Source organism: Microbispora catharanthi, assembly GCF_006334915.2.
GTDB classification, from domain to species: domain Bacteria; phylum Actinomycetota; class Actinomycetes; order Streptosporangiales; family Streptosporangiaceae; genus Microbispora; species Microbispora catharanthi.
The window spans coordinates 91315-117317 of record NZ_VDMA02000005.1 but is presented as its reverse complement, the minus strand read 5'-3'; the positions used below and the strand labels follow the sequence as shown (position 1 = coordinate 117317).

The following is a 26003-nucleotide window of genomic DNA, read 5'->3' as shown; positions in this document are numbered from 1 at the left end:
ACGCCACCTTCGTCCCTGTGGTTCACTGTGGATCATGCGAGGGACACGGGTGCGGGACGCGCGGGCCGCGGCGGCCCGATGGGTCGACCGCGAGGCCGCCTCCGCCGCGAACTTCGCCGGGGCCTATCTGACCGGGTCGGCGGCCTGGGCCGATCCCGACGCGATGCTGCCGCCCACGTCGGATGTCGACGTGGCGGTCGTGGTCACCGATCCCGTCCCGCCGCCCAAGCTCGGCAAGGTCCCCTGGGAAGGCGTGCTCGTCGAGGTCACGTACGTGTCCTGGGACGGGCTCGCCTCGGCGCACGACGTGCTGGCCTCCTGCCACCTGGCCGGCGCCTTCCGCACCGACACCGTGATCGCCGACCCCACCGGCCGGCTGGCCCGGCTCCAGGCCGCCGTCGCGGCGGGCTTCGCCGAACGGCGCTGGGTCCGTCTGCGGTGCGAGGACGCCGAACGCCGCATCACCGGCGGGCTGGCGGCGCTCGATCCCCGCAAACCGTTCCACGACCAGGTCACCGCCTGGCTGTTCCCGGCCGGCATCACGACCCATGTGCTCCTCGCCGCCGGGCTGCGCAACCCCACCGTACGGCTGCGCTACCCGGCCGTCCGCGAACTCCTGCGCGCGTACGGCCGGACGGACGTCTACGAGGAACTGCTCGGCCTGCTCGGCTGCGCGCACCTGACCCGCGAGCGGGTCACCGCCCACCTCGCCACGATGACGAGGGCCTTCGACGCGGCGGCGGCCGCGGCCCGCACGCCGTTCCCCTTCTCCGCCGACGTCACCGCGGCGGCCCGGCCGGTGGCGGTGGACGGCAGCGCCGACCTCGTCGAGCGGGGACTGCACCGCGAGGCCGTCTTCTGGATCGCCGCGACGTACGCCCGGTGCCTGAAGATCCTCGCCGCGGACGCGCCGGGGGAGACGGGCCACCTCGCCGGGTTCGCGGACCTGGCGGCCGACCTGGGCGCCGGGTCGCCGGACGACCTGCGGCACAGGGCGAGCGAGGTGAGCGCGTACCTGCCCCGCCTGCGCGCGGTCGCCGAGGAGATCATCGACGCGAACCCCGAGATCCGGAACGGGTCAGCTCCCGGCGGGTGAGGGGCTCGGCGAGACGGCCGGCGAGGAGCTGGGCGAAAGGGCCGGCGACGGGCTCGGCGACGCGCCCGGCCAGGGGGAGTAGGTGCTCCTCCACGCTCCGGGCGGCAGGACCGGGACGTCGACCCGGGCCGCCCCCGCGTTCTGGAACCGGAACGTCACGGGGATCGTGCCACCGCTGCCCAGCGGGCGGGTGAGGCCGGCGAGCAGCACCTGGGGGAGGGCCGTCCCGCCGACGTACTTCCCGCCGGGGACCTCCAGGCCGCCGGCGGGCAGGCGGGCCTCCCGGAACACGCCCCCGGTGTCCACCGACACCAGACGGTCGGTGCGGCCGCTCTCGTTGAGCAGCATTATGTACATCGGCATGTCGGTCCCCGGCGGGGCGGGCTGCTGCGAGCCGATGATGAAGGCGTTGCGGAGCAGCAGACCGGGCAGGTTCACGTTCGCCCCCTCGTTCTGGGGCATCGTCTGGGTGTAGTAGTCCTGCTTGATGTCGCCGCAGGCGGCGGTGACGGCCGCGGCCGCGACGCATAGAGCCGCCAGGATCCCGCGCATGTCGACCTCGGCTCGCTCGGAGGCGTCTTTCGAGGCTGGGTACCCCCTATGTCGGTTGTTTAGCACCGGAAAATTATGCGAGCCTCGGGACGAGGAGGAATCCCCGAGAAAGTGAAGGAAACGCATGCAGCTGATCTCCCCGGAGAAGGCCGGGTTCGCGCCGGACCTGCCCCTCCGGCTGGACGCCCTCGTACGGCGGGGCGGCGCTCCGGCCCTGCACGGCGTCGTGGTGGCCCGGCACGGCCGCGTCGTCCTCGAGTGGTACGGCGGCGGCGAAGACTACGTGCTGAACACTCCGCTCGGCCACGTGGACTTCGGGCCGGACACGCTCCACGACCTGCGCTCGGTCACCAAGAGCCTGGTGGCGCTGCTGTACGGCCTGGCGCTGGAGTCCGGCCAGGCGCCGGACCCCGGCGAGACGATCCTGTCGGTCTTCCCCGAGTACGCCGACCTGGCGGCCGATCCCCGCCGGGCCGGGCTGACGATCGGCCACGCGCTGACGATGACGATGGGCCTGGAGTGGGACGAGAGCGCGCCCTACACCAGCCCGGCGAACAGCGAGATCGCGATGGAGCTGGCGCCGGACCGCTGCCGCTACGTGCTGGAGTGCCCGTTCGTGGAGGAGCCGGGCGAGCGGTGGCGCTACAGCGGCGGTGCCGCGGCCCTCGTCGGCGCGATCGTGGAGAAGGGCACGGGCCTGCGCCTTCAGGAGTTCGCCCGCACCGCGCTGTTCGAGCCGCTCGGCGCCGGGGCCTTCGAATGGTCGGTCGGCTCCGACGGGAGCGCTCTGGCCGCCTCCGGCCTGCGTCTGACGCCGCGCGGCCTCGCCCGGATCGGGCAGGCGGTGCTGGAGCGGGAGGTCGCCCCCGGCTGGATCGGGGAGATGCTGCGCCCGCGTGTGCCCGCCTGGGAGGGCGTCTCCTACGGGTACATGTGGTACGCGGGCCCGGACGGCCGGGCGTCGGCCATGGGCAACGGCGGCCAACGGCTTTTCCTGCTGCCCGATCTCGGCCTCGTCGTGGCCGTCACCGCCGGCGACTACAACGGGGCGGGCCAGGACACGGCGCCGAGGGCGGTCCTGGAGGACGTCGTCCTGCCCGCGATCACGTGAGGAGACGCCGCATGATTTTCATCACCGCCAGGTTCCGGGTGCTGCCGCAGTACGCCGACCAGTGGCCGGAGATCACCCGTGAGTTCACCGAGGCGACCCGCGCCGAGCCGGGCTGCCTGTGGTTCGACTGGTCGCGCGGCCTCGACGACCCGGCCGAGTACGTCCTCGTCGAGGCGTTCCGGGACGACGAGGCCGGTGCGGCACACGTCGGGTCGGAGCACTTCCGGACGGCCCGGCGGACGCTGCCGCCCCACCTCGCCGAGACCCCGAGAATCGTCAACGTCACGGTCCCGCAGGACGACTGGTCCCTCCTCGGCGAGATGGCCGTCCCCGCCGAGGACTGAGACGGACTCAGACGCGCGGGCCAGGGCGTCCAGGACGCTGTCGGAGACTCCGGACAGGTCGCCGCGTTCCACGCGGGAGTAGTACTCCACGCTGATCCCGGCCAGCTGGGCGACCTCGGCGCGGCGCAGACCGGGGACCCGGCGGGTGCTGTAGGAGGGCAGCCCGGCCTGCTGCGGGCCTATCCTGGCCCGGCGGGAGGTCAGGAACTCACGGATCTCGGTGCGGCTGTCCACGTCTTCAGGCTAGGTAACCTTCCCCATTGCAGGGATGCCCTGCCAGTACACCTTTCACCGGTGCCTTCCTCCCCCTCCGGCCGGCGCTTTGGATGGGTGGCGGCCACCTCGCCCAGCCAAGTGAGCACAGCCCACTGAGCACCGGCCCAGTGAGCATTTGGGGGGGCGGGCCCTTACCTGAGGAGCAATCATCATGCGTGTTCATGCCTACGCCGCGCCGGCCGCCGCCGAGCCGCTGGCCCCCACGATCATCGAACGGCGTGACGTCGGCCCCAACGACGTGCTCATCGAGGTCGAGTACGCCGGCATCTGCCACTCCGACATCCACACCGTCAACGGCGACTGGGGACCCCAGCCCTATCCGTTGGTCCCCGGCCACGAGATCGTCGGCATCGTCACCGAGGTCGGCGCCGCCGTCACCCGGCACCAGGTGGGTGACCGGGTCGGAGTGGGCTGCATGGTCAACGCCTGCGGTGAGTGCGCCAACTGCCGCAACGGCGACGAGCAGTACTGCCTGGACGGGATGGTGCCCACCTATGGCGGCGTGGACCGGGACGGCACCGTCACCCAAGGCGGCTACTCCACCCACGTCGTCGTCGACGCCGGCTTCGTCCTGTCGGTGCCCGAGGGCATCGACCCGGCGGCCGCGGCGCCGCTGCTGTGCGCCGGTATCACCACCTACTCGCCGCTGCGCCGCTGGGGGGCCGGTCCGGGCAAGAAGGTCGCCGTCGTCGGCCTCGGCGGGCTCGGGCACATGGCCGTCAAGATCGCCCACGCCATGGGCGCCGAGGTCACCGTGCTCTCGCAGTCCTTGAAGAAGCAGGAGGACGGCCTGCGGCTCGGCGCCGACCACTACCACGCCACCGGCGACCCCGACACGTTCGAGCGGCTCGCCGGCCGGTTCGACCTGATCGTGAACACGGTCAGCGCCCGCATCGACCTCGACGCCTACCTCGGCCTGCTCGCCGTCGACGGCACCCTGGTCAACGTCGGCGCCCCCGCCGAGCCGTTGAGCCTCAACGTGTTCTCCCTCATCGGTGCTCGACGCTCCTACGCCGGGTCGATGATCGGCGGCATCGCCGAGACGCAGGAGATGCTGAACTTCTGCGCTGAGCACCGCATCGGCGCCGACGTCGAGCTGATCTCGGCGGACCAGATCAACGAGGCCTACCGGCGTGTCCTGGCCTCCGACGTCCGCTACCGGTTCGTCATCGACACCGCCACCCTCGGCTGACACGCACCGCGACCGGCCCGCACGCTGTCCGCCCGACGCGACCGCGCCTTGCCGAGACGAGCGGTGCCGGGAGGCGTCGAAGCGTCAGTGACGGTGGGGAACCTTGACGACGACGGTGTCCTCGGGGGCGATGGGACGCCCGTCGGCGGCCTGGATCCGCAGAGGGGCCAGCGGCCGGGCGGACAGCCGGTCCACCAGTTCGGAATGCGGCTCGTCCTCGGCGAAGAAGTGGCCCTCACCCCACTGCCTGAGTGCGACGATCACCGGGAAGAGCCCCCGGCCCTTGGGGGTCAGGACGTACTCCTGGTAGGCGCTTCCGTCGGAGGCCGGCACGACCTCGAAGACGCCGCCGGCGACGAGGGCGCGCAGCCGCGCGGCGAGGATGTTCTTCGCGACGCCGAGACTGCGCTGGAACTCGCCGAAGCGACGATGTCCGTCGAAGGCGTCGCGCACGATCAGCAGTGACCACCAGTCGCCGATGGCGTCCACCGAGCGCGCCACGGGGCAGTCGCTGTCGTCGAAACGGGTCCGTCTCACCACGGTCGTCCCTCTTTCCCGTAGCCCCCTTGGTTGCAACATGCTACCAGCTACCCGTAGTCTCACGCCTGGTAGCAACTTGAAACCAGGAGGGGTAATGGCCACGTGCGAGACCACGGACGGGCACGAGACGCACGCCGGGAACGCGAGCCCCGCACCACGCGGAACCACGGTGCTGTTCGCCCTGGCCGCCGGTACGGCCGTGGCGAACGTCTACTTCGCGCAGCCGCTGCTGGCCACCCTCGCCCAGGACTTCGGGATCGGGCAGGCGGCGGCCGGCGCCATGGTCACGGCCACCCAGCTCGGCTACGGACTGGGCCTGTTCCTGCTGGTGCCTCTCGGCGACGTGCTCGACCGGAGAAAACTGGTGACCACGCAGTCGCTGCTGCTGGCCGCGGCGCTCGCGGCCCTGGGCGCCGCCGCGCACGCGCCCCTGCTGTTCGCCTCCGCCGCCGCGGTCGGCTTCCTGGCCGTCGTCACCCAGTCCCTGGTCGCCTACGCCGCCGCGCTGAGCACGCAGGCCCGCCGAGGCCGCGTGGTGGGCCAGGTCACGAGCGGCATCGTGCTCGGGATCCTGCTCGCCCGCACCGTTTCCGGGCTGCTGGCCGACCTGGCCGGCTGGCGCGCCGTCTACCTCGCCTCGGCCGCGGCGATGCTGCTCCTCACTCTCGCCCTGCGGCGCGTCCTGCCGCGCCGGCCCACGACGCCGCCCCGCATGCCCTATCGCCGGCTGCTGGGTTCCACCGTCGCGCTGTTCGCCGCGGAACCCCTCCTGCGCACCCGGGGCGTGCTCGCCCTGCTCGTCTTCGCGTCCTTCAGCACGCTGTGGAGCTGCGTGGCCCTGCCGCTCAGCGCTCCACCGCTGTCCCTGACCCACACCGCCATCGGCGCCTTCGGTCTCGCCGGCGCCGCCGGCGCCGCGGCCGCCGCACCGGCCGGGCGGCTGCACGACCGCGGCCTCGGCGAGCGGACCACCGGGGGAGCCCTGCTCCTGCTCGCGGTCTCCTGGATCCCCCTGGCCCTCACCCAGCGGTCCCTGTGGGCTCTCGCGCTCGGCGCGGTCCTGCTCGACCTGGCGGTGCAGGCCGTCCACGTCACCAGCCAGAGCATGATCTACGCCCACCGCCCCGATGCGGGCAGCCGGGTCATCGGCGGCTACATGATGTTCTACTCGGCCGGAAGCGCGGCCGGGGCGCTGGCCTCCACCACCGTGTACAGCGTCGCGGGCTGGGGCGCCGTCTGCCTGCTCGGCGCGGCTTTCAGCCTGGCGGCCCTCGCCGTCTGGGGACTGTCCGCACGCTCGTCCCGCCCCGCGACGCGCGGATGCCCTCGGAACCCCGCATCGGGTTCCGAGGGCATCGCGATCCGTCAGTAGCCGAGGTCGCCGAGGTCGGGCTGCTGCCAGCCGCCCTGCGGCACGTCGCCCTTGTACGGCCCGCTCACGACCGGGGGCACGAAGGTCTCCTTGATCGTGCGGGCGTTGACCCAGCGGATCAGGTTGAAGATCGAGCCGGCCTTGTCGTTGGTGCCCGAGGCGCGGGCCCCCCCGAACGGCTGCTGCCCGACGACCGCGCCGGTGGGCTTGTCGTTGACGTAGAAGTTGCCCGCAGCGAAGCGCAGCCGCTCGGTGGCGTCGTCGATCGCGTACCGGTCCCGCGCGATGACCGACCCGGTCAGCGCGTACGGCGCGACGCTCTCCATCTGGTCCAGCACGGCGTCGTACGCGGTGTCGTCGTAGACGTGGACGGCGAGGATCGGGCCGAAGTACTCCTTCGAGAAGACCTCGTCCGTGGGATCGGCGCACTCCAGCACGGTCGGCCGGACGAAGTAGCCGGCCGAGTCGTCGTAGGAGCCGGTGAGCACCTCGATCGAGTCCGCCGACCGCGCCCGGTCGATCGCCTCCCTGTGCTTCGCGAAGGCCCGAGCGTCGATCACCGCGCCCATGAACGTCGACAGGTCGCCCGACACGTCGCCCACGGTGAGCGACTCGGCCGCCGAGACGAAGTCGTCGCGCATCCGGGTCCACAGCGAGCGCGGCACGTACGCCCGGGAGGCCGCCGAGCACTTCTGGCCCTGGTATTCGAACGCGCCCCGCAGCAGCGCGGTCGCCAGCACACCGGTCTCCGCGGACGGGTGGGCCAGGATGAAGTCCTTGCCGCCGGTCTCGCCGACGAGCCGCGGGTAGCCCCGGTAGCCCGCGATGTTCTCGCCAACGGTGCGCCACAGGTGCTGGAACGTGGCCGTCGAGCCGGTGAAGTGGATCCCGGCCAGCTCGGGGTGGGGCAGGGCGACCTCGGAGACGCCGGCGCCGTTGCCGGTGACCATGTTGATCACGCCGGGCGGCAGCCCGGCCGCCTCCAGCAGCCGCATGGTGAAGTGCGCCGAGAACTGCTGCGTCGGCGACGGCTTCCACACCACGACGTTGCCCATCAGCGCCGCCGCCGCCGGCAGGTTGGCCGCGATGGAGGTGAAGTTGAACGGCGTGATCGCCAGGACGAAGCCCTCCAGCGGCCGATACTCCATGCGGTTCCACACGCCCGGCGCCGACTGCGGCTGCTCGGCGAGGAGCCGCCGGGCGTAGGCGACGTTGAACCGGAAGAAGTCGATCAGCTCGCACGCGGCGTCGATCTCGGCCTGCTGCGCCGACTTCGACTGGCCGAGGATGGTGGCCGCGTTGAGCGTGGCCCGCCACGGGCCGCTGAGCAGCTCGGCGGCCCTGAGGAACACCGCGGCGCGCTCCTCGAACGGCAGGGCCCGCCAGCGCGGCGCTGCCTCCAGCGCCGCGTCCACCGCCGCCCGCACGTCGGCCGCGGTGGCGTCGGCCGTACGGCCGAGCACGGCGGCGTGGTTGTGCGGCTGCACGACGTCGATCGGGGCGCCGCCGGCCATGCGCCGCTCGCCGCCGATCGTCATCGTCAGGTCGAGGGACGCCCCCGACAGCTCCTTGATCCGGGTCTCCAGGGCCGCGCGCTCGGCGCTGCCCGGTCCGTACGCGTGCACCGGCTCGTTCGCCGGCACCGGGACGTCGGTGATCGCATCCATCATTTACCCCTCAGAGCGCGAAGGAAGAAGGCGACGTTGGCCGGGCGCTCGGCGAGGCGGCGCATGAAGTAGCCGTACCAGTCGTCGCCGTAGGGGACGTAGACCCGCACCCGCGACCCGGCCGCGGCCAGCGCCGCCTGCCTGTCGGCCCGGATGCCGTAGAGCATCTGGAACTCGTAGTCGTCCGGGCCGCGCCCGGCGCTCACCGCGAGCGACTCGGCGATCGCGATCAGCCGGTCGTCGTGCGTGGCCACCATGGGATAGCCCGTGCCCGACATGAGCGCCCGCAGGCACCGCACGTACGCGCGGTCGACCTCGGCCTTGCTCTGCCAGGCCACCGAGGCGGGCTCGGCGTAGGCGCCCTTGACCAGCCGCACCCGCGACCCCGCGAGATCGCGGCAGTCGGCCTCGCTGCGGAACAGGTAGGCCTGGATCGCCACGCCCGTCTCGGGGAAGTCCTCCCGGAGCACGCGCAGCACGCCGAGCGTCGCGTCGACGGTGGTGTGGTCCTCCATGTCCAGGGTGACGGTGGAACCGCACTCCCGCGCCGCCGCGCAGATCTGCCGCGCGTTCTCCAGGGCCATGCCGGGGTCGAGGGCCTGGCCGACGGCCGACAGCTTGACCGACACCTCGGCCCGGGCGCCGAGGCCGAGCGGCCGCAGCTCCTCCAGCAGCGAGACGTACGCCTTGGCGGCGGCGACGGCGGTTCCGGGGTCCCGGACCTCCTCGCCCAGATGGTCGATGGTGACGGACAGCCCCGAGCCGGTCAGGCGGCGCGTCGCGGCGACGGCGTCCGTGGTGGACTCCCCGGCCACGAAGCGGTCGACGACCTTGCGCGTGAGCGGGAGCCCCGACACGGCCCGGCGGGCGAGCGGGCTGCGTGAGCCCGCGAGAAGCAGGGAACCGAGCATGGCCTCAGGCTAAATCCGCACGTCACGGAAGTTCCACGGACATCCGCCACAGCATTTTTCGACAAATGCACAAGAATGTCAGCATGCAAGACATCGTCGATGAGATCTCCCGGCTGCTCGACGCCTCCGTGACGCTGGAGGACCGCTCGTTCAACCTGCTGGCGTACGGCGCGCAGAGCGGGGACATCGACCGCGTGCGGCAGGAGTCGATCCTGCGCAGGCACGCGTCCGACGAGGTGCGGGCCCACTTCGAGGCGTACGGCATCGCCACCGCGACGGGCCCGGTGCGCATCCCCGGGCTGCCCGGCCTGCTCGGCCGCGTGTGCGTGCCGCTGCGGCACGGCGGGGTGACCTACGGTTACCTGTGGGCGCTCGAATCCGGGGCGCTCACCGACGAGCGCCTGGCCGCCGTCGCCCCGCTGGTCGGCCGGGCGGCCGCGCTGCTGGCCACGCAGGCCCGCGGGCGGCACGCCCCGCTGCGCCAGTTCTTCTCGGCCGACCCCGCGGTCCGCGCCACCGCCGGGGTGGACGTCGAGGGACCCGTGACGGCGGTGGCCGTGCGGACGCCCGCGGAGGTCCCCGGACCGCCGCGCACGCTGCCACGCGGCGTGCTGGCCGACCCGGACGTGGCCGGCACGGCCGTGGACGCGCCGCTGCTCGCGGTGCTGGCGCCCGCCGCGCAGGCCGCGCACGTCGCGCGCCTCCTGCACGGCCTGTACGGCATGGCCGCCGGAGTCGGGGGCCCGCGTGACGACCCGGGGGAGGCGTGGCAGAGCTGGCGGGAGGCGCTGCTGGCGCTGCGGGTGGCCGAGCACGTCGAGCGGCACGCCCCGGTCGCCGACTGGAGCGCGCTCGGCGTCTACCGGCTGCTGGCCCGGCTGTCCCCGCGCGACCTGGCCGACCTCGCCGCCGAGTCGGCCGCCCTCACGCCCAGGATCGCGGCGAGCGTGGAGGCCTACCTCGACCACGCCGGGCAGGTCCAGGAGACGGCGGCGGCGCTGGGCGTGCACAGGCAGACGCTGTACTACCGCCTGGGCAAGGCCGGGCACCTCACGGGGCTCGACCTCGCCGACGGGGAGGACCGCCTGCTGCTCCACCTGTCGCTGAAGGCGGCGGCCCTGCTCCCGCCCCACCCGTGAAGGGGGCTACCCGATCCTGGTCATGTTCGACTCGTAGCCTCCGCCGCCGGGGTAGTTCCAGCGGCCGGTCATGGCGTCGCCGTCGGCGGTGAAGGTGCCCCGGAAGTACGCCGGAGACCCCTTCTCGCCGAACCAGATGGTCAGCGTGTCGCCGTCGAGTTCGTAGACGTAGTCGAGGGTGTCGCCCCCGCTGCCGTAGTAACGCGACTTGATGTCCTCACTCGGCTTGTCGGTCCCGTAGGACCTCTCACGGCCGATGACCTCGAGGCCGACGATCGGCTGGCCGTCCTGCTCCATCCGGATGTCCTGGATGAGGAAGAATCCCCCCTCCATCCAGCGGTAGGTGACCGTGCCCTCCGCGCCGCCGGTCACGCGCCATGAGCCGACCAGCCGGTCCAGCGCCCTGACCTGCTCGTCCGGCTGCGTCGTCTCGATGATGTCCGGCATGGTGTTCCCCTTCTCCGTCGGTGGCGTTCTGCGATACCGCTCGTACGACGGCGCGGGCCGGGAAAGGGAATCGGTCCGCGCGGTCATTCCGCATCACGATGCGGTAACGGCCTGTTCGGCGGAGAGCGGCAGGCCGAACAGGGGCAGCAGCTCGGGGCCGAAAGTGGTGATCTCCGTGATGAGGCCGTCCTCGGCGCACAACACGTCGATGTTGACCGCGGTGTAGGAGGTCTCACCGGGCCGCCGCACGTAGTTCGCCACCGCGGGCTGCCGGTTCACCGCGAGCGGGACGCAGTGCCACTCGCCCCAGCGCTCCTCGCCCTCCAGGACCGGGCGCCACATGTCGAGCACGGCCGCCCGCCCGTCGTACACCAGGGCGGCGGGCGGCATGGCCTGCAGGACGTCCTCGCGCAGCAGCGCCGCCAGCGCCGCCAGGTCGGCGTTCCTGGAGGCGGTGACGTAGCGCTCCAGCAGGTCGAGCTCGTCGCGGCTGGGCCGGGTGGCCGCGGACCAGTCCGCCCGACGCCTGGGCAGCCGCCCGCGCAGCGTCGCGCGGGCGCGCTGCAACGCGCTCTTGACCGAGGCGACGCTCATCTCCAGCGCCTCGGCGGTCTCGGTCACCGGCCGGCCGACGACGTCGCGAAGGATCAGTACGGCCCGCTGACGCGGCGGGAGGTGCTGGATCGCCGCCAGGAACGCCAGCTCGACGGTCTCCCGGGCGATGGCCACCGCGTCCGGCGCACCCTCGTCCGGCGCCGCCAGATCAAGCAGCTCGTCCGGATAGGGCTGGAGCCAGGGGACGTCGGCCGCGGCCGGACGCCCCGGGCTCTCCGAGACGTCCGCCGCCACCATCTCGCGGGCGCGGGCCGGGCCGGACAGAGCGTCCAGGCAGGCGTTCGTGGCGATCCGGTACAGCCACGCCCGGAACGTCGAGCGTCCCTCGAAGCTCTCCCGCGCCCGCCAGGCCCGCAGCAGCGTCTCCTGCACCAGGTCTTCTGCGTCGGTGAACGACCCGAGCATTCGATAGCAGTGCACCCGCAGCTCGTGCCGGTGACGCGCGGCGAGCTCGCCGAACACGGCCTCGTCACCCGCCCGGACCGCCTCCGCCGCGGGCTCGGCCCTGGAATCCGCCGTGGGTTCCGCCGTGGGTTCCGTCGAGGGATCGGCTGGGGGTTCCCCGGCCGTGCCATGCCGTTCGCTCACACCCGCCCCGCGTCTCCGTCACGCATCCGAGATCATCCGGTAAGGCTACCGGTCCGGAGCCCGGTAGACCCGCACCCAGTCGACGTACACCGAGCCGCCGGAGGCGTCGTTGCGCAACACCAGGCCCATCTGGGATCGGGGGACGTACGGGCCGGTGTAGTTCCACACCTGCCTGCCGTCGAACCAGAAGGTCACCCGGCCGGGCAGCCAGTCGACGGTGACCGTGTGCCACTGGGTGAAGTCGGCCGCCATCGCGGCCTGGGCCAGTTCCCGGCCCTGCCGGACGGACAGCTCCACGCGCCGCCCGCCCGCGATCCCCGCCACGCCGATCGCCGCGTCCTCCGTCGCCGCGCCGTCCGTCTCGCCGAACTGCGCGATGTCGTCCTGCGGCCCGGCGTATTCCGAATCGTCGCGCCACGAGTCGTCGTATCGCGATCCGTCGTATCGGGAGCCGTCGCGCCGCGAGTCCGCGTCCTGGGCGGCGCCCGACTGGGCGGACCGCAGCAGCGCGACGGGAAGCGCGCCCCCCTCGGCCCGCAGGCGGACCTCCCAGCGGCCGTACCGCTGGACCGACGTTCCGGACAGGTCCACGTCGCCGCCGCCCCCGGCGAGGCGCAGCGCCCGCCCGCCGAAGTCCTCGGCCAGGGCCGGGTCGCCCCAGCCGCCCGCGGAGGCGCCGGACGAGCGGGGCGGTGTAGCGGACGGCGTACGCGACGGCGGGGAGGATTCCCGCGCGGCACCGTTCGCGCCTCCGGGGATCGCCCGGGCGGGCACGCGGTCCGCCCGGGGCACGTCTTCCGGTTCGATGGCGTCCACCACGACCGGCCGGTCGGCGGTGCGCGCGGGCCGCGCGAGCCGCATCGGCGGTTCGGTCTCGGTTCCGGTCGTGGGCGCGGGTGTCGCCTGCGGGCCGGACGAGAGGCCGGGAGACGGAAGGGGGGAGGGGTGCGGCGTCGGGGCCGCGGGGACGTCGCCGATCTTCTCCGCGACCGTGGTGTCGCCGATCTTCTCAGCGGCCTCGTCGCCGTTCCGGCCGGCGTCCTCGCCGGCGGGTGCGGCGGCAGCGGTGGCGGTCTGCGTCGCGCTCAGCCCCGCCGCGTTCGCGTTGCCCGGCAGCGCGCCGGGCGAACCGGGGGAGGACGCCGACCCTTGTGCGGTGGACTCGCTCCCGGCGTTGAACACCTTCGTGGAGTCCCCGCTTGAACAGGCCGTGGCGGCGGCGATGAGCATCGCCGCCGCCACCGCTAAACCAGGCCCATGACGTGACATGAGCCGAGTTAATCACATGATTTCACTCAGATAACGGCCTAAATCCGGTAATATCGCTTGCCTTTACGCGCACGTCTTCTCGTAAACGCGGAGCAGTTCCATGCTGATTCGCTCGACCGAATAGCGGGAACGGGCGCGGTCGGCGGCCGCGTAGCCGATGGCCGTGCGCAGGGTGGCGTCGCCGAGCAGGCGGCGGATCCGGTGGGCGATCTCCAGCGGGCGGTCGGGCCGGGTCAGGAATCCGGTCACGCCGTCCACCACCGAGTCGAGGTGCGCCCCGGCGGCCGAGGCGATGACCGGAATGCCGCAGGCCATGGCCTCCAGCGCGGCCGTGCCCGTGGGGACGGTCGGCGGCAGCGACAGCACCAGGTCGGCGCTGCGCATGAGCTTGGGCATCGCGGTGTGCGGGACCATGCCGAGCATCTCCACGCGGTCCGCCACGCCGTGCTCCCCGGCGAGGGCGCGCAGTCGCTCGACGCTCTGGTCGTCGCCGCCCGCGATCACGAGCTCGGCCTCCGGTACGGCCCGCAGGGCGTGCACGGCCCAGTCGGCGCCCACGTGCCCCACGTGGAGGAGGCGGGGCCGCTCGCCCCTCGGGAAGGCCGGGCCCTGACGGCGGAAGCGCTCGATGTCCACGCCGTGCGGGACGACCGAGATGTTGCGGCGCGGCACGCCCATCCGGATCAGCTCGGACTCCTCGTCGGCGCAGGCGGCGATGACCGCCCTGGCCCGGCGGCCGATCGCGCACTCGAGCCGCCGCACCGGCGCGGCGCTCCGGGCGTCGTCGTAGTGACTGTGGAAGGTCTGGGTGACCGGCACGCCCAGGCCCTCGGACCCGGCGATGGCGGCCAGGCCGCTGGACCACGAGTAGGCGTGGATGATGTCCGGGCGGTGCTCCCGCCACCTGCGCCGCAGGCCGTCGCTGAAGTCCGAGATGTAGGGGAGGAGGTCGCTTTCCGACAGCTCCATGTCGGGTCCGGCGGGCACGTGCTCGACGCCGTCCCCCTGGACCTTCGAGCGGGTGTAGACGGTCACCCGGTGGCCCCGCCCCAGCTCACGGGCGATGGCGGGAGTGTCGGGAGTCAGCTCGTGCGCGGAGACGATCGCGATATCCATGGCACACCTCAAGACAGGAAGGCGTCTGAAAGGGTGTGCCTGCGTCCTAGGCACGATCGATGTAGATGATGTTTACCTTACTCTGATTCGCGCTAAACGCCTAATCGGGAAAAATCATGCCGACTCCTGCAGCCGCGCCGTGGCCGCCTGCAGTCTGATCCGGCAGCCGCCCTCCTCCTGCCGGATGTCCAGGTAGTCGCAGATCTGGCGGGCCACCCACAGGCCGTCCCCAGGCCGCTCGTCCGGGCCCGGAGGAGTGAAACCGGCGAGCGGATCACACTCCGTCTCCCGGCCGGCCCACAGGTCGCACACCAGCGCCCCGAACGTCTCCCACATCCGGGCGATCAGCGGCAGGCCCAGGTAGCGGGCCGCCTCGTGCACGGCCACGCACAGCATCGCGGCCCTGTCCTCCGCCAGGCCGTGGGACCGGGCCTGCTCGCCGGCGAAGTGCCGCACGCGCCGCAGGTGACCGATCGTCGCGACCGCCGCGTCTCGGGGAATCTCCGGCAGCGGCTCGCGGTCGCACTCGCCGATGAAGCGCGCCGGGTCGGCGTACGTGGGGGAGGGCCGCCGCTCCCGGCCGCCGACGCTGATCGAGGGGTGGGTACGCAGCGCGTCCTCGACGAGGCCGGGACCGGCCGTCCTGGTGTCGTACGGGCAGATCATCCACACGCCCGTGCCGGCCAGGATGACGTTGAGCCCCGACTCCATCCGCTTCCAGGTCACGACGTCGCGGGCCGAGCGGCCCGCCCACACCGGTTCGGCCAGAACGCGGACCCGCCCGCGGGCCGCGTTGCGCTCCCAGTAGCGCAGGAACGCGGCCGCCCGCTGCGCGGTGCGGCGGCCGAAGTACGCGCTCTCGGCGTAGTCGACGCGCCGGGCGTCCTGGCCGAGCGCGGCGCCGAGGAGATCGAGGTTTCCCGCGGTCGTGGTGACCATCACCGGCTCGCCCTTGTGCAGCCCGTCCCGGACGAACGGCACGGCCATCCCGAGGAACTCGTCGTCGGAGCCGTACAGACCGGCTTCGTGGATGAACTCAGTCATGCGACCGCCCCCACGTATCGCATTCACCTCAGTCCACCACGTCGCCGAGGCGGCGGCAAATCCCGTCAGCGGGATCGGCGCAGCGTGAGGACGGTGATCTCGTCGACCGCGTGGCTGCCGCAGAAGGCCCGGTGGTCCTCCTCGATGGCCTTGACGACGGCGCCCGGGGGCTGCCCGGCGCAGCGGGCGAGGGCCTCGGTGAGCCGCTGCTCGCCGTAGTTGTCCCCGGCGGGGCTCTGCGAGCCCACCAGGCCGTCGCTGTAGAGGACGAGCGTCTCCCCGGCCGACAGCGTGAGCTCCTCCGTCGCGGGGACCGAGCCCTCCTCGAAGCCCAGCGGGACGCCGCCGCCCTCGGAGAACCGGACGCCGCCGCCCGGCTGGATCAGCGCCGTGGGGTGGTGCCCCGCGGAGGCGAGCCGCACCTTGCGACCCCGGACGAAGCCCGCGGCGGCCATCACGAAAAGGCCCGTGTTCTGCGCGACGAGGGCGTCGCTGACCTTGCGCAGCGCCTGCCCCGGGTCGTCCTCCCACACGCTCAGCACGCGCAGGCCGTTGCGGACCATGGCGGTGACGGCGGCCGCCTCCTCGCCGCGCCCCGCCGCGCTGCCGATCACGAAGCCCCATCCGTTCTTGACGGGGAACACGTCGTAGAACTCGCCGCCGATGGCGCGCATGCCGGAGCCGGGGTGATAGGCGGCGGCGATCTCGAAGCCGGGGATCTCGGGGAGCGTGCGGGGGAGCACGCCGGTCTGCAGGGTGTCGGCGGCCTGCGCCCGTCGCTGGAACCCCTGCTGGGCGCGCATCGCCAGGCCGAGGTGCAGGCCGATCTCCTCCAGCAGGCCCAGGTCGGCCAGGCCGAACGGCGGCCGGTCGCGCAGCCGCACCAGCGTGAGCACGCCGCGCGCCTCGTCGTCGGCGCGGATCGGCACGCTGAGCAGCGAGCCCGCGCGCATCGCCTGGAGCACGTCGCCGCCGAGCAGGGAGTCGTCGGTCAGCATCTCGTGGACGACGCCGCTCTGCGTGGTCATCACCTGCTCCACGACCGGAGCCAGCGCGGGCGGGGCCTCCTCGACCGTCCGCTGCAGCCGCCCGACCGGCTGGTCGCTCGGCCCGATGACGATCGACCGGGCCAGGCCGCCGTCCCTGGCGACGTCCGCGATCACCCAGTCGGCCGTCTCCGCCGCCAGCAGGCGGGCCGCCCGCAGCAGGGCGACGGGCTCGCGCAGGCTCTCCTCGTCCAGCAGCAGCCCGGTCAGCCGCGACAGCAGCTCGTGCCGCCTGGCCGCCGCCAGGACCGCCGCGTCGTCGGGCACGCCCGCCTGTACGGCCGGCTCGGGCAGCTGGACCTCGGTGGGCAGCACGACCCCGGCGATCATCTCCTGCGGCTCGCCCGGCATGCGCAGGCGGCTCAGCACCAGCCGTACGGTGTGGGCGCGGCCCTGGTGGGCCAGCCGGGTCTGGAACGAGGCGCTGTCGTCGCCGTGGAGGACGGCGGCGAACCGCTGCCGGAACGCGGCCCGGGCGGTCACGTCGACGAGCAGGGGGAAGGCGCGGCCGAGGAGGTAGCCGGCCGGGCTGCCGAGCAGGCGCGTGGTCTCGTTGTTGATACGGCGCACCGTGCCGCCCGTGTCCATGATGATCACTGGGATCGGCAGCGCGCGGAAAACCTGGCGCAGCAGCTTCTGCTCGCGCTGGCTGCCGCCGTCCCTGCGCCTGCGGTTGCGCGCCAGCTCGCTCAGGGCCTTGCGGACCAGTTCCTCGGCGGCGTCCAGCTCCCGTAGCATCGCACCCGGATCGGGATCTTCCCGTAGGGTGGCGATGCGGTCGGCGAGCCCGCTCAACGCGCGCTCGAGCTCGGCGGTGTCGGGCAAGCTGCCCCCCTCTCTCGACGTAGACGCTACGCCAAACCCCGGGTCTAATCGATCCAGCCTGGATTAACCCGAAAACTATGGGAATGGTCTTTCTACCATGGAGACGACATCCATTCTCGCGCGTGACCTCGCGGCGCTGGGCCGTGTGACAGAGGGCACGTCGGCCGAGAGCGTTCTGCGCGGCATCACCGAGGCGGTCGCGCGCGGCGTCCCCGGCTGCGCCGGCGGCACCGCCGAGCTGTGGATGGAGGAGCGCGTGTTGCTGGCCGCCTCCCACAGCGAGCTCACCGTGCTGATCGACCGCGAGCGCGACCTGCGCGAGGGCCCGTCGAGGGAGGCGCTGTCCACCGGGCGCCCGATGGCGATTCCGGACGTGATGCGCGAGTCCCGCTGGTCCCGCTACGCCGCCACCGCCGTGCGGCACGGGGTGCGCTCGGTCCTCGTCGTGCCGATCGCCGTGGAAGGCGCCGTCGTGATCATCGGCCTGTACGGCGTGCGCCCCGGTGTGTTCAGCTCCGGCGGCACGCTCATGGCCCTGCTGCGCGAGCAGGTCACCGTGGCGCTGGCCAACATCTGGGAGTTCGACGACGTCCTGACCGGCGCGGCACAGATGCAGGAGGCCCTGGCGGGCCGGTCGGTGATCGACCAGGCCAAGGGCATCATCATGTCGAAGAGCGGCTGCTCCGCCGAGGAGGCGTTCGAGGAGCTCAGGCGGGTGTCGCAGCACCATCAGGTCAAGGTGGCCGACCTGGCCAAGCTCCTGGTGACCGAGCACCAGCAGAAGCACGGGGGAGCCGCCCCGGCCTGAAAGGGGCCGTACGCGCGGGCGGCGGCCGGCGCGGAATGGCAGCGGAGGGTGGAGGCGGAGAGTGGCAGCGCGGGGTGGCGGCGGGGCGCGGCGAGGTCTACGCGGCGAACGCGGCCAGGGCCTCGTCGAGGGTGTCGAACAGGGGCAGCCGTTCCGACAGGCCGGTGACCCACATGACCTTGGAGTTCGGGTATTGCACGGAGATCAGCGCGAAGTTGGCGCCGGCCGTGGTCGAGCGCTGCCAGTGATGCACGATCAGGCCCAGCGCCCGGGAGTCCATGAACGTCACGCCGCCCAGGTCAAGGATCATGCCGGGGCCGTGGTCGTCCGCCGCGGCGTCCAGATAGTCCGAGAACTGCTCACGTGTCGTGGCGTCGAGGACACCGTTCACATGGATCACCACGATGTCCCCCGACATGCTGGACGTCAGGGACAGCAGTCCGTTGTTAGACACCTCGCGCCTCCTCTGCGGCAACATTACTGGTGCCGAAGGGGTGGTGATACTCCTGATTTTGGGGCAATATACTGAAGCAGAGGTCCAGCAGAGGGCCTCGTCTCGATACTGTAGCGAGGCGTGCCTTCTGCGTGGTCACCCCAGCGCGTAGGCGCCCTCGCGAGAAAATACGAGGGGACTGCGCAGATGGCTGCCGAGGTCCGTGCAGAGACCGTCAGCAATCCGACCGCCGAAGAGCTCCTGGCCGAGCTGGCCGAGGACGGACTGTCCGAGGAGCGGCGGGAACGCCTCCGTGAGAAGATCGTAGAAATGCACCGTCCGATGGCGAGGGACATCGCCCGGCGGTACCTCAACCGTGGCGAGCCGATGGAAGACCTCCTCCAGGCCGCGTACGTCGGCCTCATGAAGGCCATCAACGGCTTCGACCCCACCCTGGGCCACAGCTTCCGCGGATACGCCATGGTCACCATGACGGGCGAGGTCAAGCGGCACTTCCGGGACCGCACCTGGGCCGTCCGGGTGCCCCGCCTCTACCAGGAGCGCCGGGCCGAGCTCAACCGGCACGTCGCCGACATGACCCAGGAGCTGGGCCGGTTCCCCACCGTCGCCGAGCTCGCCAAGAAGATGGGTCTGTCCGAGGAGGACATGCTCCTCACCATGGACGCCTCCGCGGCGTACAGCACCCTCTCCCTGGACGCGCCGATCGGGGCCGACGACGATGCCGCCGCCCTCGGCGACGTGATCCCCGAAGAGGACGACGCGCTCGACACCCTGGTGGACGCCGAGGCTCTGAAGCCTCTCATCGACCTCCTCCCCGAGCGGGAGAAGAACATCCTCCTGCTGCGCTTCTACGGCAACATGACGCAGGCCGAGATCGCGGCGGAGTTCGGCATATCGCAGATGCACGTCTCACGGATCCTCCGCAAGACCCTCGACCAGCTCCGGGCGGAGCTCGTCGCGGGATGAGAGGATGCGGCGATGCCCGGGACACCGTCTGTGCCAAGGCGGTGTCCCGGGGTATCTTCGTCCTGCCCACAGCCCATAGATCCTGAGACGGCCAAATTTCCGGCGGGAGGCGTGTACCGGGTGAAAGATGACGGCGTTCCCGCGCACGTCACCAGAGCGGCGAGGGAGCGTGCCTTCTCCTTAGCCGATCTGCCCGATCTGCGGGAGTTCGCCGCCGCCGAGGCGCTGCGTCGCGACATGCGGGAGGACGCGATCGGCGACTTCCTCGTCGCGCTCAACGAGGTCGCCACCAACGCGGTCACCCACGGGTCGACGAAGGCGCGGCTGGGCATCTGGCGTGAGGGGCCGGCCCTGGTGGTCGCCGTGCACGACGACGGCCGGGAGTGGCGTCTTGAGGGCGAGCCGGGCCACGACCCGCCTCCGGAGGACGCGACCAGCGGCATGGGGCTCTGGGTCGCGCGCATGTTGAGCAACGACCTCCAGGTCACCACCGGTCCCAGGGGGACCACGGTGACGATGCGTTTCCTCCTTGAGTAGGGGTAGGGGACAGCCATGGCTGTCCCACGGATTCTGATCGTCGGCGGCGGATACGTCGGCATGTACACAGCACTCCGCCTGCAACGCAGGCTCCGCCGCGGCGAGGCACTCGTGACCGTCGCGGACCTCGACTCCTACATGACCTACCAGCCCTTCCTGCCGGAGGCGGCGGCCGGGAACATCGAGGCGCGGCACGTCGTCGTCCCGCTCAGGCGGGTGCTGAACAAGTGCCAGATCCTCAGCGGGCGGGTCACCCAGGTGCGGCTGGGCGACCGCAAGGCGGAGTTCACCCCGCACGAGGGGCCCGACCTCACCATCGACTACGACTACCTGGTCGTCGCGCCGGGCTCGATCTCACGGCTGCTTCCGGTGCCCGGCCTGGCCGAGTACGGCATCGGCTTCAAGACCATCGAAGAGGCCATCGCCCTGCGCAACCACGTGCTCGGCCGCCTCGACATCGCCGCGTCCACGCCGGACCCGGAGGTTCGCCGCAAGGCCCTCACCTTCGTCTTCGTCGGCGGCGGCTACGCCGGCGTGGAGGCCCTGGCCGAGCTGGAGGACATGGCGGCGGGCGCGCTCAAGTATTTCGCCGGGCTGCGTCGCGAGGACATGCGCTGGATGCTCGTCGAGGCCACCGACCGCATCCTGCCCGAGGTGGGCCCCGACATGGGCAAGTGGACGGCCCTGCAGCTGCGCGAGCGGGGCATCGAGATCCGCATGGGCACGCTGCTGAAGTCCGCGGAGGGCTGCCGCATCGTGCTGAGCGACGGCGAGGAGTTCGAGGCCGACACCCTCGTCTGGACGGCGGGCGTCAAGCCCAACCCGCTGGTCGGCGCGGGCGACCTGCCGCTGGACAAGAGGGGCAGGATCAGGGTCGATCCCTACCTGCGCGTGCACGGCACCGACTTCGCCTTCGCCGCGGGCGACTCCGCCGCCGTCCCCGACCTCACCCGGCCGGGCGAGTTCTGCCCGCCCAACGCCCAGCACGCCGTGCGGCAGGCCAAGACGCTGGCCGACAACCTGCTCGCGGCGCTGCGGGGGGAGGCCCAGCGGCCGTACCGGCACAAGTACGCGGGATCGGTGGCGAGCCTGGGACTCTACAAGGGGGTCGCGCAGATCTACGGCCGGGAGCTTCGCGGCTTCCCCGCCTGGTTGATGCACCGCACCTATCACCTGACGCGGATGCCGACCTTCAACAAGAAGACCCGGATCCTCATGGACTGGACGCTCGGGCTGTTCTTCCCCCGGGAGATCGTCTCCCTGGGGGCCATCGAGGAGCCGCGCAAGGAGTTCACCCTGTCCGCCCGCTCGTGACCCGCTGTGAGGGAGCGCCGCGTGACCCGAGGCCACGCGGCACTCCTCAGCCCACTTCCGTGGGGGTGTCGTCGCCGGCCAGGGCACCGGCGAATTGGGCCGAGTAGAGCCGGTGGTAGGCGCCTCGGGTGGCGAGCAGTTCGTCGTGGGTGCCGTGCTCGACGATGCTCCCGGCCTCCATCACCAGGATGAGGTCGGCGTCGCGGATGGTGGACAGCCGGTGGGCGATGACGAAGCTGGTCCTGTCGCTGCGCAGCGCGGCCATCGCGTGCTGCACCAGGACCTCGGTGCGGGTGTCGACCGAGCTGGTCGCCTCGTCCAGGATGAGCAGGGACGGGTTGGCGAGGAAGGCGCGGGCGATGGTCAGCAGCTGCTTCTCGCCGGCGCTGATGTTGCCGCCCTCCTCGTCGATCACGGTGTCGTACCCGTCCGGAAGGGTGCGGACGAACCGGTCGACGTACGTCGCCCGTGCCGCCGCCTGGATCTCCTCCTCGGTGGCCCTGGGGTTGCCGTAGGCGATGTTGTCGCGGATCGTCCCGCCGAACAGCCAGGTGTCCTGGAGCACCATGCCGATCTGGGAGCGCAGGTCCTCGCGGCGCATCGCCGTGATGTCGACGCCGTCGAGGGTGATGCGGCCCGCGTCCAGCTCGTAGAAGCGCATGATCAGGTTGACCAGCGTGGTCTTCCCCGCGCCGGTCGGGCCGACGATCGCGATCGTGTGCCCGGGTTCGGCCACCAGAGACAGGTCCTCGATGAGGGGCTGCTCGGGGTCGTACCTGAAGGACACGTGCTCGAACTCGACGCGCCCCCGCCGGGCGGCGGGCAGCACCGGGTCGGCGGGGTCGGGCATCTGCTCCTCGGCGTCCAGCAGCTCGAAGACCCGCTCGGCTGAGGCCACCCCCGACTGCAGCAGGTTGGCCATCGAGGCGACCTGGGTCAGCGGCTGGGTGAACTGCCGGGAGTACTGGATGAACGCCTGGACGTCGCCCAGGCTCATCGACCCGTTGGCCACCCGTACGGCGCCGACGACCGCGATGGCGACGTAGTTGAGGTTCCCGATGAACATCATCGCCGGCATGATGATCCCGGAGATGAACTGCGCGCCGAAGCTCGCCTTGTACAGAGCCTCGTTCCGCTCCCGGAACACCTGCTCGACCTCCGGGCCCCGCCCGAAGACCTTCACGAGCTCGTGACCGGTGAACGCCTCCTCGATGTGGGCGTTCAGCGTGCCGGTGTGGGCCCACTGGGCGACGAACTGCTTCTGTGAGCGCTTGGCGATCTGCCCGGTGACGATCATCGTGACCGGGATCGTCACCAGCGCGATCACCGCGAGCAGCGGCGAGATCACGAACATCATGACCAGCACGCCGATCACGGTGAGCAGCGAGCTCAGCAGCTGGCTCAGCGTCTGCTGCAGGGTCTGGGACACGTTGTCGATGTCGTTGGTGACCCGGCTGAGCAGCTCGCCGCGCGGCTGGCCGTCGAAGAACTTCAGCGGGAGCCGGTGCAGTTTGTCCTCGACGTCGGCCCGGAGGCGGAACACCGTGCGCTGCGTCACGTCGTTGAGCAGCCGGCCCTGCAGCCACATGAACAGCGACGCCGCGACATACAGCCCCAGCACCCAGGCCAGGACCGTGGCCAGCGCGCCGAAGTCGATGCCGTGACCGGGAACGACGTCCATCCCTGAGAGCATGTCGGCGAAGTCGCCGTGGCCCGAGGCGCGCAGGCCCTGCACGGCCTGCTCCTTGGTCGTTCCCGCGGGCAGCCGCCCGCCGATCACGCCACTGAAGATCACGTCGGTCGCGCGGCCGAGCAGCTTCGGCCCGATGACGGAGAACACCACGCTGATCACGGCGAGGCCGATCACGGCCAGGATCCTCGGCCGTTCCGGGCTCAACCGGCGCAGTAGCCGCCGGACGGAGGGGCCGAAGTTCATCGACTTCTCCGCCGGCATCTGCCCGCCGCCGAAGGGCCCGAAACCGCCGCCTCCGGCGGGCCGCGGTCGCGCCGGTGCTGTGGGCCGTGCCGTGGGCCGGTCGCTCATACCGCACTCCCCGCGGTCAGTTGGGACTCGACGATCTCGACGTACGTCGGGCAGGTGCCGAGCAGCTCGTCATGGGTGCCGATGCCGACGACGACGCCGTCGTCCAGGACGACGATCTGGTCGGCGTCGGCGATGGTGGAGACGCGCTGGGCGACGATCACCACGGCGGCGTCGGCCGTGTACGGGCGCAGCGCGGCGCGCAGCCTGGCGTCGGTGGTGAGGTCGAGTGCCGAGAACGAGTCGTCGAACAGATAGATCTCGGGTTTGGCGACCAGCGCGCGGGCGATGGACAGGCGCTGGCGCTGCCCGCCGGACACGTTGGTGCCGCCCTGGGAGATCGGCGCCTGCAGGCCCTCGGGCATCGCCTCGACGAAGTCGCGGGCCTGGGCGATCTCCAGCGCCTCCCACAGCTCCTCGTCGGTGGCGGCCGGGTTGCCGTACCGCAGATTGCTCGCCACGGTGCCGGTGAACAGATACGGCTTCTGCGGCACCAGGCCGATGCGCGTCCAGAGCATCTGGGGGTCGAGGTCGCGTACGTCGGCACCGTCGATCAGCACGGCGCCGGACGTCGCGTCGAACAGCCGGGGCACCAGGGAGACCAGGGTCGTCTTCCCCGACCCGGTGCTGCCGATGACCGCGGTGGTCTGTCCCGCGGCCACGCGGAGGGAGACACCGGACAACACCGGCGCCTCCGCGCCCGGATAGCGGAACTCGACGTCACGCAGCTCCAGCTCGGCCCGGCGGTCCACCTGCCGTACGGGCTGCTCGGGCGGGCGCACCGACGACTCGGTGTCCAGCACCTCGGCGATGCGCTCCGCGCAGACCGCGGCGCGCGGGATCATGATCGAGATGAAGGTGGCCATCATCATCGACATGAGGATCTGCATCAGGTACATGAGGAACGCCGTGAGGGCGCCCACCTGCATCTCACCGCTGTCCACCCGGGCGGCGCCGAACCACAGCACGGCGACGCTGGAGGCGTTGAGGATCAGCATCACGGTGGGGAAGATGAGCGCGGTCAGCCGCCCGACGCGCAGCGCCGTCCCGGTCAGCTCGTCGTTCGCCTGCGCGAACCGGCGGGTCTCCTCACGCTCCCGGACGAAGGCCCGCACCACGCGGATGCCGGAAAGCTGCTCGCGGAGCACCTGGTTCACCACGTCGATGCGGGTCTGCATGGCGCGGAACTGCGGGACCATGCGGAAGACGATCAGCCCGATCGAGACCAGCAGCACCGGGACGCAGACCAGCATGAGCCACGACAGCCCGACGTCCTGACGCAGGGCCATGATGATGCCGCCGACCCCCATGATGGGCGCCGCGACCAGCATCGTGCAGGTCATCACCACGAGCATCTGGATCTGCTGCACGTCGTTGGTGTTGCGGGTGATCAGCGACGGAGCCCCGAACTCGGCGACCTCCCGCTGGGAGAACCCGCTCACGCGGTGGAAGACCGCCGACCGGACGTCCCGGCCGAACCCCGCCGCCACCCGGGCACCGTGATAGACCGCCGCGATCGAGCAGGCGATCTGCACGAGGGACACGGTCAGCATCCAGCCGCCGGTGGTCAGGATGTAGCCGGTGTCGCCGGTGGCCACCCCCTGGTCGATGATGTCGGCGTTCAGGCTGGGCAGGTACAGGGAGGCGATGGTGCCGACGAGCTGGAACAGCACCACCGCCGTGAGCGCGGGCGAGTAGGGCCGCAGATACGTGCGGAGCAGGCGGCTCAGCACGGCCGGGGTCCAGGGGAGCGTCGCGGGGAGGGCAAAATCATGCGGAACACGCTATATGAGCAGCTAGCTCACTCACCCGTGATTTTCAGCAGGAGCGAACAGGGCACCGGCGTCCGCCCTCCTGCGCGGGTGGCAGGGCCGTACGCGGGCCGTCAGGCGGGGGCGTACGCGGGCCGTCAGGCCGGGGCGGGGGCGCGGCCGGATGCGTGCTCGGGATCGATCCCGCCGATGGCGGGATCGGAGGCGTGGCCGGGGGTGAGGTCGCGCGTGAGGTCCGGGGTGAGGTCGGCAAGGGCGACGACGCCGACCGGGCGGCCGTCCACGACCACCGGAAGCTGGTGCACGTCCTTCTCGCGCATCAGCCGCGCCGCCTCGGCCACGTCCTGGTCGGGGCCGACGGTCACCACGTCGCAGGTGCACAGTGTCGCCAGCGGGGTGGTGGCGAGGTCCCTGCCCTCCGCGACCGCGCGTACGACGATGTCCCGGTCGGTCACCAGCCCGCACAGCCGGCCGTCGCCGATCACCAGCACGTCGCCGATCCCGCGGTCGCGCATCAGCTTGGCGGCCTTGACCACCGGGGCCTCCTCCGGCAGCGTGACCGGATCGCGCGTCATGACCTCTTCCACCTTGTGGGGCATCTCGGTCTCCTGAGGGGGCCGGTGGGGCGGATTCTTGCGGTTATACGGTTTATACGGTTATACGGTTATACGGTTCTGCGGTCTCGCGGGAGGTGTGCTCCCACGAGACCGCTTCGCGTTTTCAGGAATGGTGTTTTCCGGGGGAGACGTTCGGGTCGCGGGGTCAGCGACGGACGCGTCCGCCGCGCCAGCCGCCGCGCCAGGAGTTCACCCCGGCGGTGCCGACGCCGGCCTGGTGCAGAGACAGCAGGCACAGACCGAGGGCGAGCAGCGCGGTCAGGCCGATGCCGATGCTCGCGTTGAGAAGGTCGAGGAGGAAGGCGATCCCGAAGACGACCGCCGCGGCGATGGCGAGCATTGTT

At 71.8% G+C, this 26003-nt stretch carries 25 protein-coding genes and 1 pseudogene; 10 read left to right on the top strand and 16 right to left on the bottom strand.

Going from position 1 to position 26003, the window contains the following annotated elements; genetic code table 11:
- Nucleotides 1–34 precede the first annotated feature (34 nt).
- Nucleotides 35–1096, top strand: coding sequence for a hypothetical protein (locus FH610_RS11100; RefSeq protein ID WP_139574240.1), 1062 nt, complete (start codon nucleotides 35–37; stop codon nucleotides 1094–1096).
- On the opposite strand, the gene FH610_RS11095 is transcribed toward FH610_RS11100, so the two are convergent.
- A complete protein-coding gene (locus FH610_RS11095; protein WP_139574239.1) occupies nucleotides 1079–1648 on the bottom strand; it encodes a copper chaperone PCu(A)C domain-containing protein in 570 nt (189 codons plus the stop codon). The genes FH610_RS11100 and FH610_RS11095 overlap by 18 nt on opposite strands.
- A 124-nt stretch (nucleotides 1649–1772) precedes the next feature.
- Between FH610_RS11095 and FH610_RS11090 the strand changes: the two genes are divergently transcribed.
- Together FH610_RS11090 and FH610_RS11085 are read left to right on the top strand one after the other, a co-directional pair.
- The gene (locus FH610_RS11090; protein ID WP_139574238.1) at nucleotides 1773–2759 is read left to right on the top strand and encodes a serine hydrolase domain-containing protein; all 987 of its coding nucleotides are present in this window, start codon (nucleotides 1773–1775) and stop codon (nucleotides 2757–2759) included.
- A gap of 11 nt (nucleotides 2760–2770) precedes the next feature.
- Nucleotides 2771–3103, top strand: a complete 333-nt coding sequence (locus FH610_RS11085) for a putative quinol monooxygenase (RefSeq protein ID WP_139574237.1) — start codon at nucleotides 2771–2773, stop codon at nucleotides 3101–3103.
- A gap of 24 nt (nucleotides 3104–3127) precedes the next feature.
- Here the strand turns inward: FH610_RS11085 and FH610_RS11080 are convergent.
- Nucleotides 3128–3337 (bottom strand): annotated as a pseudogene (locus FH610_RS11080) (helix-turn-helix domain-containing protein); the annotation flags it as partial.
- 190 nt (nucleotides 3338–3527) lie between these two features.
- On the opposite strand from FH610_RS11080, the gene FH610_RS11075 reads away from it, so the two are divergent.
- Nucleotides 3528–4571, top strand: a complete 1044-nt coding sequence (locus tag FH610_RS11075; RefSeq protein ID WP_276607659.1) for an NAD(P)-dependent alcohol dehydrogenase — start codon at nucleotides 3528–3530, stop codon at nucleotides 4569–4571.
- A gap of 84 nt (nucleotides 4572–4655) precedes the next feature.
- On the opposite strand, the gene FH610_RS11070 is transcribed toward FH610_RS11075, so the two are convergent.
- The gene (locus FH610_RS11070; RefSeq protein WP_240808895.1) at nucleotides 4656–5108 is read right to left on the bottom strand and encodes a winged helix-turn-helix transcriptional regulator; all 453 of its coding nucleotides are present in this window, start codon (nucleotides 5106–5108) and stop codon (nucleotides 4656–4658) included.
- A 97-nt stretch (nucleotides 5109–5205) separates the two neighbouring features.
- On the opposite strand from FH610_RS11070, the gene FH610_RS11065 reads away from it, so the two are divergent.
- A complete protein-coding gene (locus FH610_RS11065; protein ID WP_139574234.1) occupies nucleotides 5206–6483 on the top strand; it encodes an MFS transporter in 1278 nt (425 codons plus the stop codon).
- Here the strand turns inward: FH610_RS11065 and pruA are convergent.
- Nucleotides 6477–8150 carry an L-glutamate gamma-semialdehyde dehydrogenase gene (gene pruA / locus FH610_RS11060; RefSeq protein ID WP_139574527.1) on the bottom strand — a complete coding sequence of 558 codons (1674 nt, stop codon included), beginning with the start codon at nucleotides 8148–8150 and terminating at the stop codon, nucleotides 6477–6479. The genes FH610_RS11065 and pruA overlap by 7 nt on opposite strands.
- Nucleotides 8150–9061, bottom strand: a complete 912-nt coding sequence (locus tag FH610_RS11055) for a proline dehydrogenase family protein (protein WP_139574233.1) — start codon at nucleotides 9059–9061, stop codon at nucleotides 8150–8152. The genes pruA and FH610_RS11055 overlap by 1 nt, the downstream gene beginning before the upstream one ends.
- Before the next feature lie 83 nt (nucleotides 9062–9144).
- Between FH610_RS11055 and FH610_RS11050 the strand changes: the two genes are divergently transcribed.
- On the top strand, nucleotides 9145–10200 hold the full coding sequence (locus FH610_RS11050) for a PucR family transcriptional regulator (protein ID WP_240808894.1): 1056 nt from the start codon (nucleotides 9145–9147) through the stop codon (nucleotides 10198–10200).
- A 6-nt stretch (nucleotides 10201–10206) separates the two neighbouring features.
- Here the strand turns inward: FH610_RS11050 and FH610_RS11045 are convergent, their stop codons facing one another.
- The 6 genes from FH610_RS11045 to FH610_RS11015 form a co-directional block, all read right to left on the bottom strand.
- On the bottom strand, nucleotides 10207–10647 hold the full coding sequence (locus FH610_RS11045; RefSeq protein WP_139574231.1) for a hypothetical protein: 441 nt from the start codon (nucleotides 10645–10647) through the stop codon (nucleotides 10207–10209).
- A gap of 93 nt (nucleotides 10648–10740) precedes the next feature.
- Nucleotides 10741–11850 carry an RNA polymerase subunit sigma-70 gene (locus tag FH610_RS11040; protein WP_139574230.1) on the bottom strand — a complete coding sequence of 370 codons (1110 nt, stop codon included), beginning with the start codon at nucleotides 11848–11850 and terminating at the stop codon, nucleotides 10741–10743.
- Nucleotides 11851–11895: 45 nt separating this feature from the next.
- Nucleotides 11896–13092 (bottom strand): hypothetical protein, encoded by a 1197-nt coding sequence (locus FH610_RS11035; protein ID WP_161627979.1) that lies wholly within the window; start codon nucleotides 13090–13092, stop codon nucleotides 11896–11898.
- Nucleotides 13093–13182: 90 nt separating this feature from the next.
- Entirely contained in the window at nucleotides 13183–14235 is a 1053-nt protein-coding gene (locus FH610_RS11025) for a glycosyltransferase (RefSeq protein WP_139574227.1), read from the bottom strand.
- Between the two features lie 114 nt (nucleotides 14236–14349).
- Nucleotides 14350–15279 carry a sensor histidine kinase gene (locus FH610_RS11020; protein WP_139574226.1) on the bottom strand — a complete coding sequence of 310 codons (930 nt, stop codon included), beginning with the start codon at nucleotides 15277–15279 and terminating at the stop codon, nucleotides 14350–14352.
- Between the two features lie 65 nt (nucleotides 15280–15344).
- Nucleotides 15345–17150: a SpoIIE family protein phosphatase gene (locus FH610_RS11015; RefSeq protein ID WP_240808893.1), complete on the bottom strand. Its 1806-nt coding sequence runs from the start codon at nucleotides 17148–17150 to the stop codon at nucleotides 15345–15347.
- A gap of 97 nt (nucleotides 17151–17247) precedes the next feature.
- On the opposite strand from FH610_RS11015, the gene FH610_RS11010 reads away from it, so the two are divergent.
- Nucleotides 17248–17958: a GAF and ANTAR domain-containing protein gene (locus FH610_RS11010; protein WP_139574225.1), complete on the top strand. Its 711-nt coding sequence runs from the start codon at nucleotides 17248–17250 to the stop codon at nucleotides 17956–17958.
- Nucleotides 17959–18055: 97 nt separating this feature from the next.
- Here FH610_RS11010 and FH610_RS11005 read toward each other — a convergent pair whose 3' ends face one another.
- Entirely contained in the window at nucleotides 18056–18412 is a 357-nt protein-coding gene (locus tag FH610_RS11005; RefSeq protein ID WP_240808892.1) for an STAS domain-containing protein, read from the bottom strand.
- 186 nt (nucleotides 18413–18598) lie between these two features.
- Between FH610_RS11005 and FH610_RS11000 the strand changes: the two genes are divergently transcribed.
- The 3 genes from FH610_RS11000 (at nucleotide 18599) to FH610_RS10990 (ending at nucleotide 21229) form a co-directional block, all read left to right on the top strand.
- Nucleotides 18599–19378 carry a SigB/SigF/SigG family RNA polymerase sigma factor gene (locus FH610_RS11000; RefSeq protein ID WP_139574223.1) on the top strand — a complete coding sequence of 260 codons (780 nt, stop codon included), beginning with the start codon at nucleotides 18599–18601 and terminating at the stop codon, nucleotides 19376–19378.
- Between the two features lie 120 nt (nucleotides 19379–19498).
- On the top strand, nucleotides 19499–19915 hold the full coding sequence (locus FH610_RS10995) for an ATP-binding protein (protein ID WP_161627978.1): 417 nt from the start codon (nucleotides 19499–19501) through the stop codon (nucleotides 19913–19915).
- Between the two features lie 15 nt (nucleotides 19916–19930).
- Nucleotides 19931–21229, top strand: coding sequence for an NAD(P)/FAD-dependent oxidoreductase (locus FH610_RS10990; RefSeq protein ID WP_139574221.1), 1299 nt, complete (start codon nucleotides 19931–19933; stop codon nucleotides 21227–21229).
- A gap of 46 nt (nucleotides 21230–21275) precedes the next feature.
- Here the strand turns inward: FH610_RS10990 and FH610_RS10985 are convergent, their stop codons facing one another.
- The 4 genes from FH610_RS10985 to FH610_RS10970 all read right to left on the bottom strand — a co-directional run bounded on the left by FH610_RS10985 (nucleotide 21276) and on the right by FH610_RS10970 (nucleotide 25999).
- Nucleotides 21276–23273, bottom strand: a complete 1998-nt coding sequence (locus FH610_RS10985; RefSeq protein WP_139574220.1) for an ABC transporter ATP-binding protein — start codon at nucleotides 23271–23273, stop codon at nucleotides 21276–21278.
- Nucleotides 23270–25003: an ABC transporter ATP-binding protein gene (locus FH610_RS10980; RefSeq protein WP_139574219.1), complete on the bottom strand. Its 1734-nt coding sequence runs from the start codon at nucleotides 25001–25003 to the stop codon at nucleotides 23270–23272. Before FH610_RS10980 ends, FH610_RS10985 begins: the two co-directional genes overlap by 4 nt.
- 176 nt (nucleotides 25004–25179) lie before the next feature.
- Nucleotides 25180–25641, bottom strand: a complete 462-nt coding sequence (locus FH610_RS45155; protein WP_139574218.1) for a CBS domain-containing protein — start codon at nucleotides 25639–25641, stop codon at nucleotides 25180–25182.
- Nucleotides 25642–25804: 163 nt separating this feature from the next.
- Nucleotides 25805–25999: a hypothetical protein gene (locus FH610_RS10970; RefSeq protein ID WP_030509495.1), complete on the bottom strand. Its 195-nt coding sequence runs from the start codon at nucleotides 25997–25999 to the stop codon at nucleotides 25805–25807.
- Nucleotides 26000–26003: the final 4 nt, after the last annotated feature.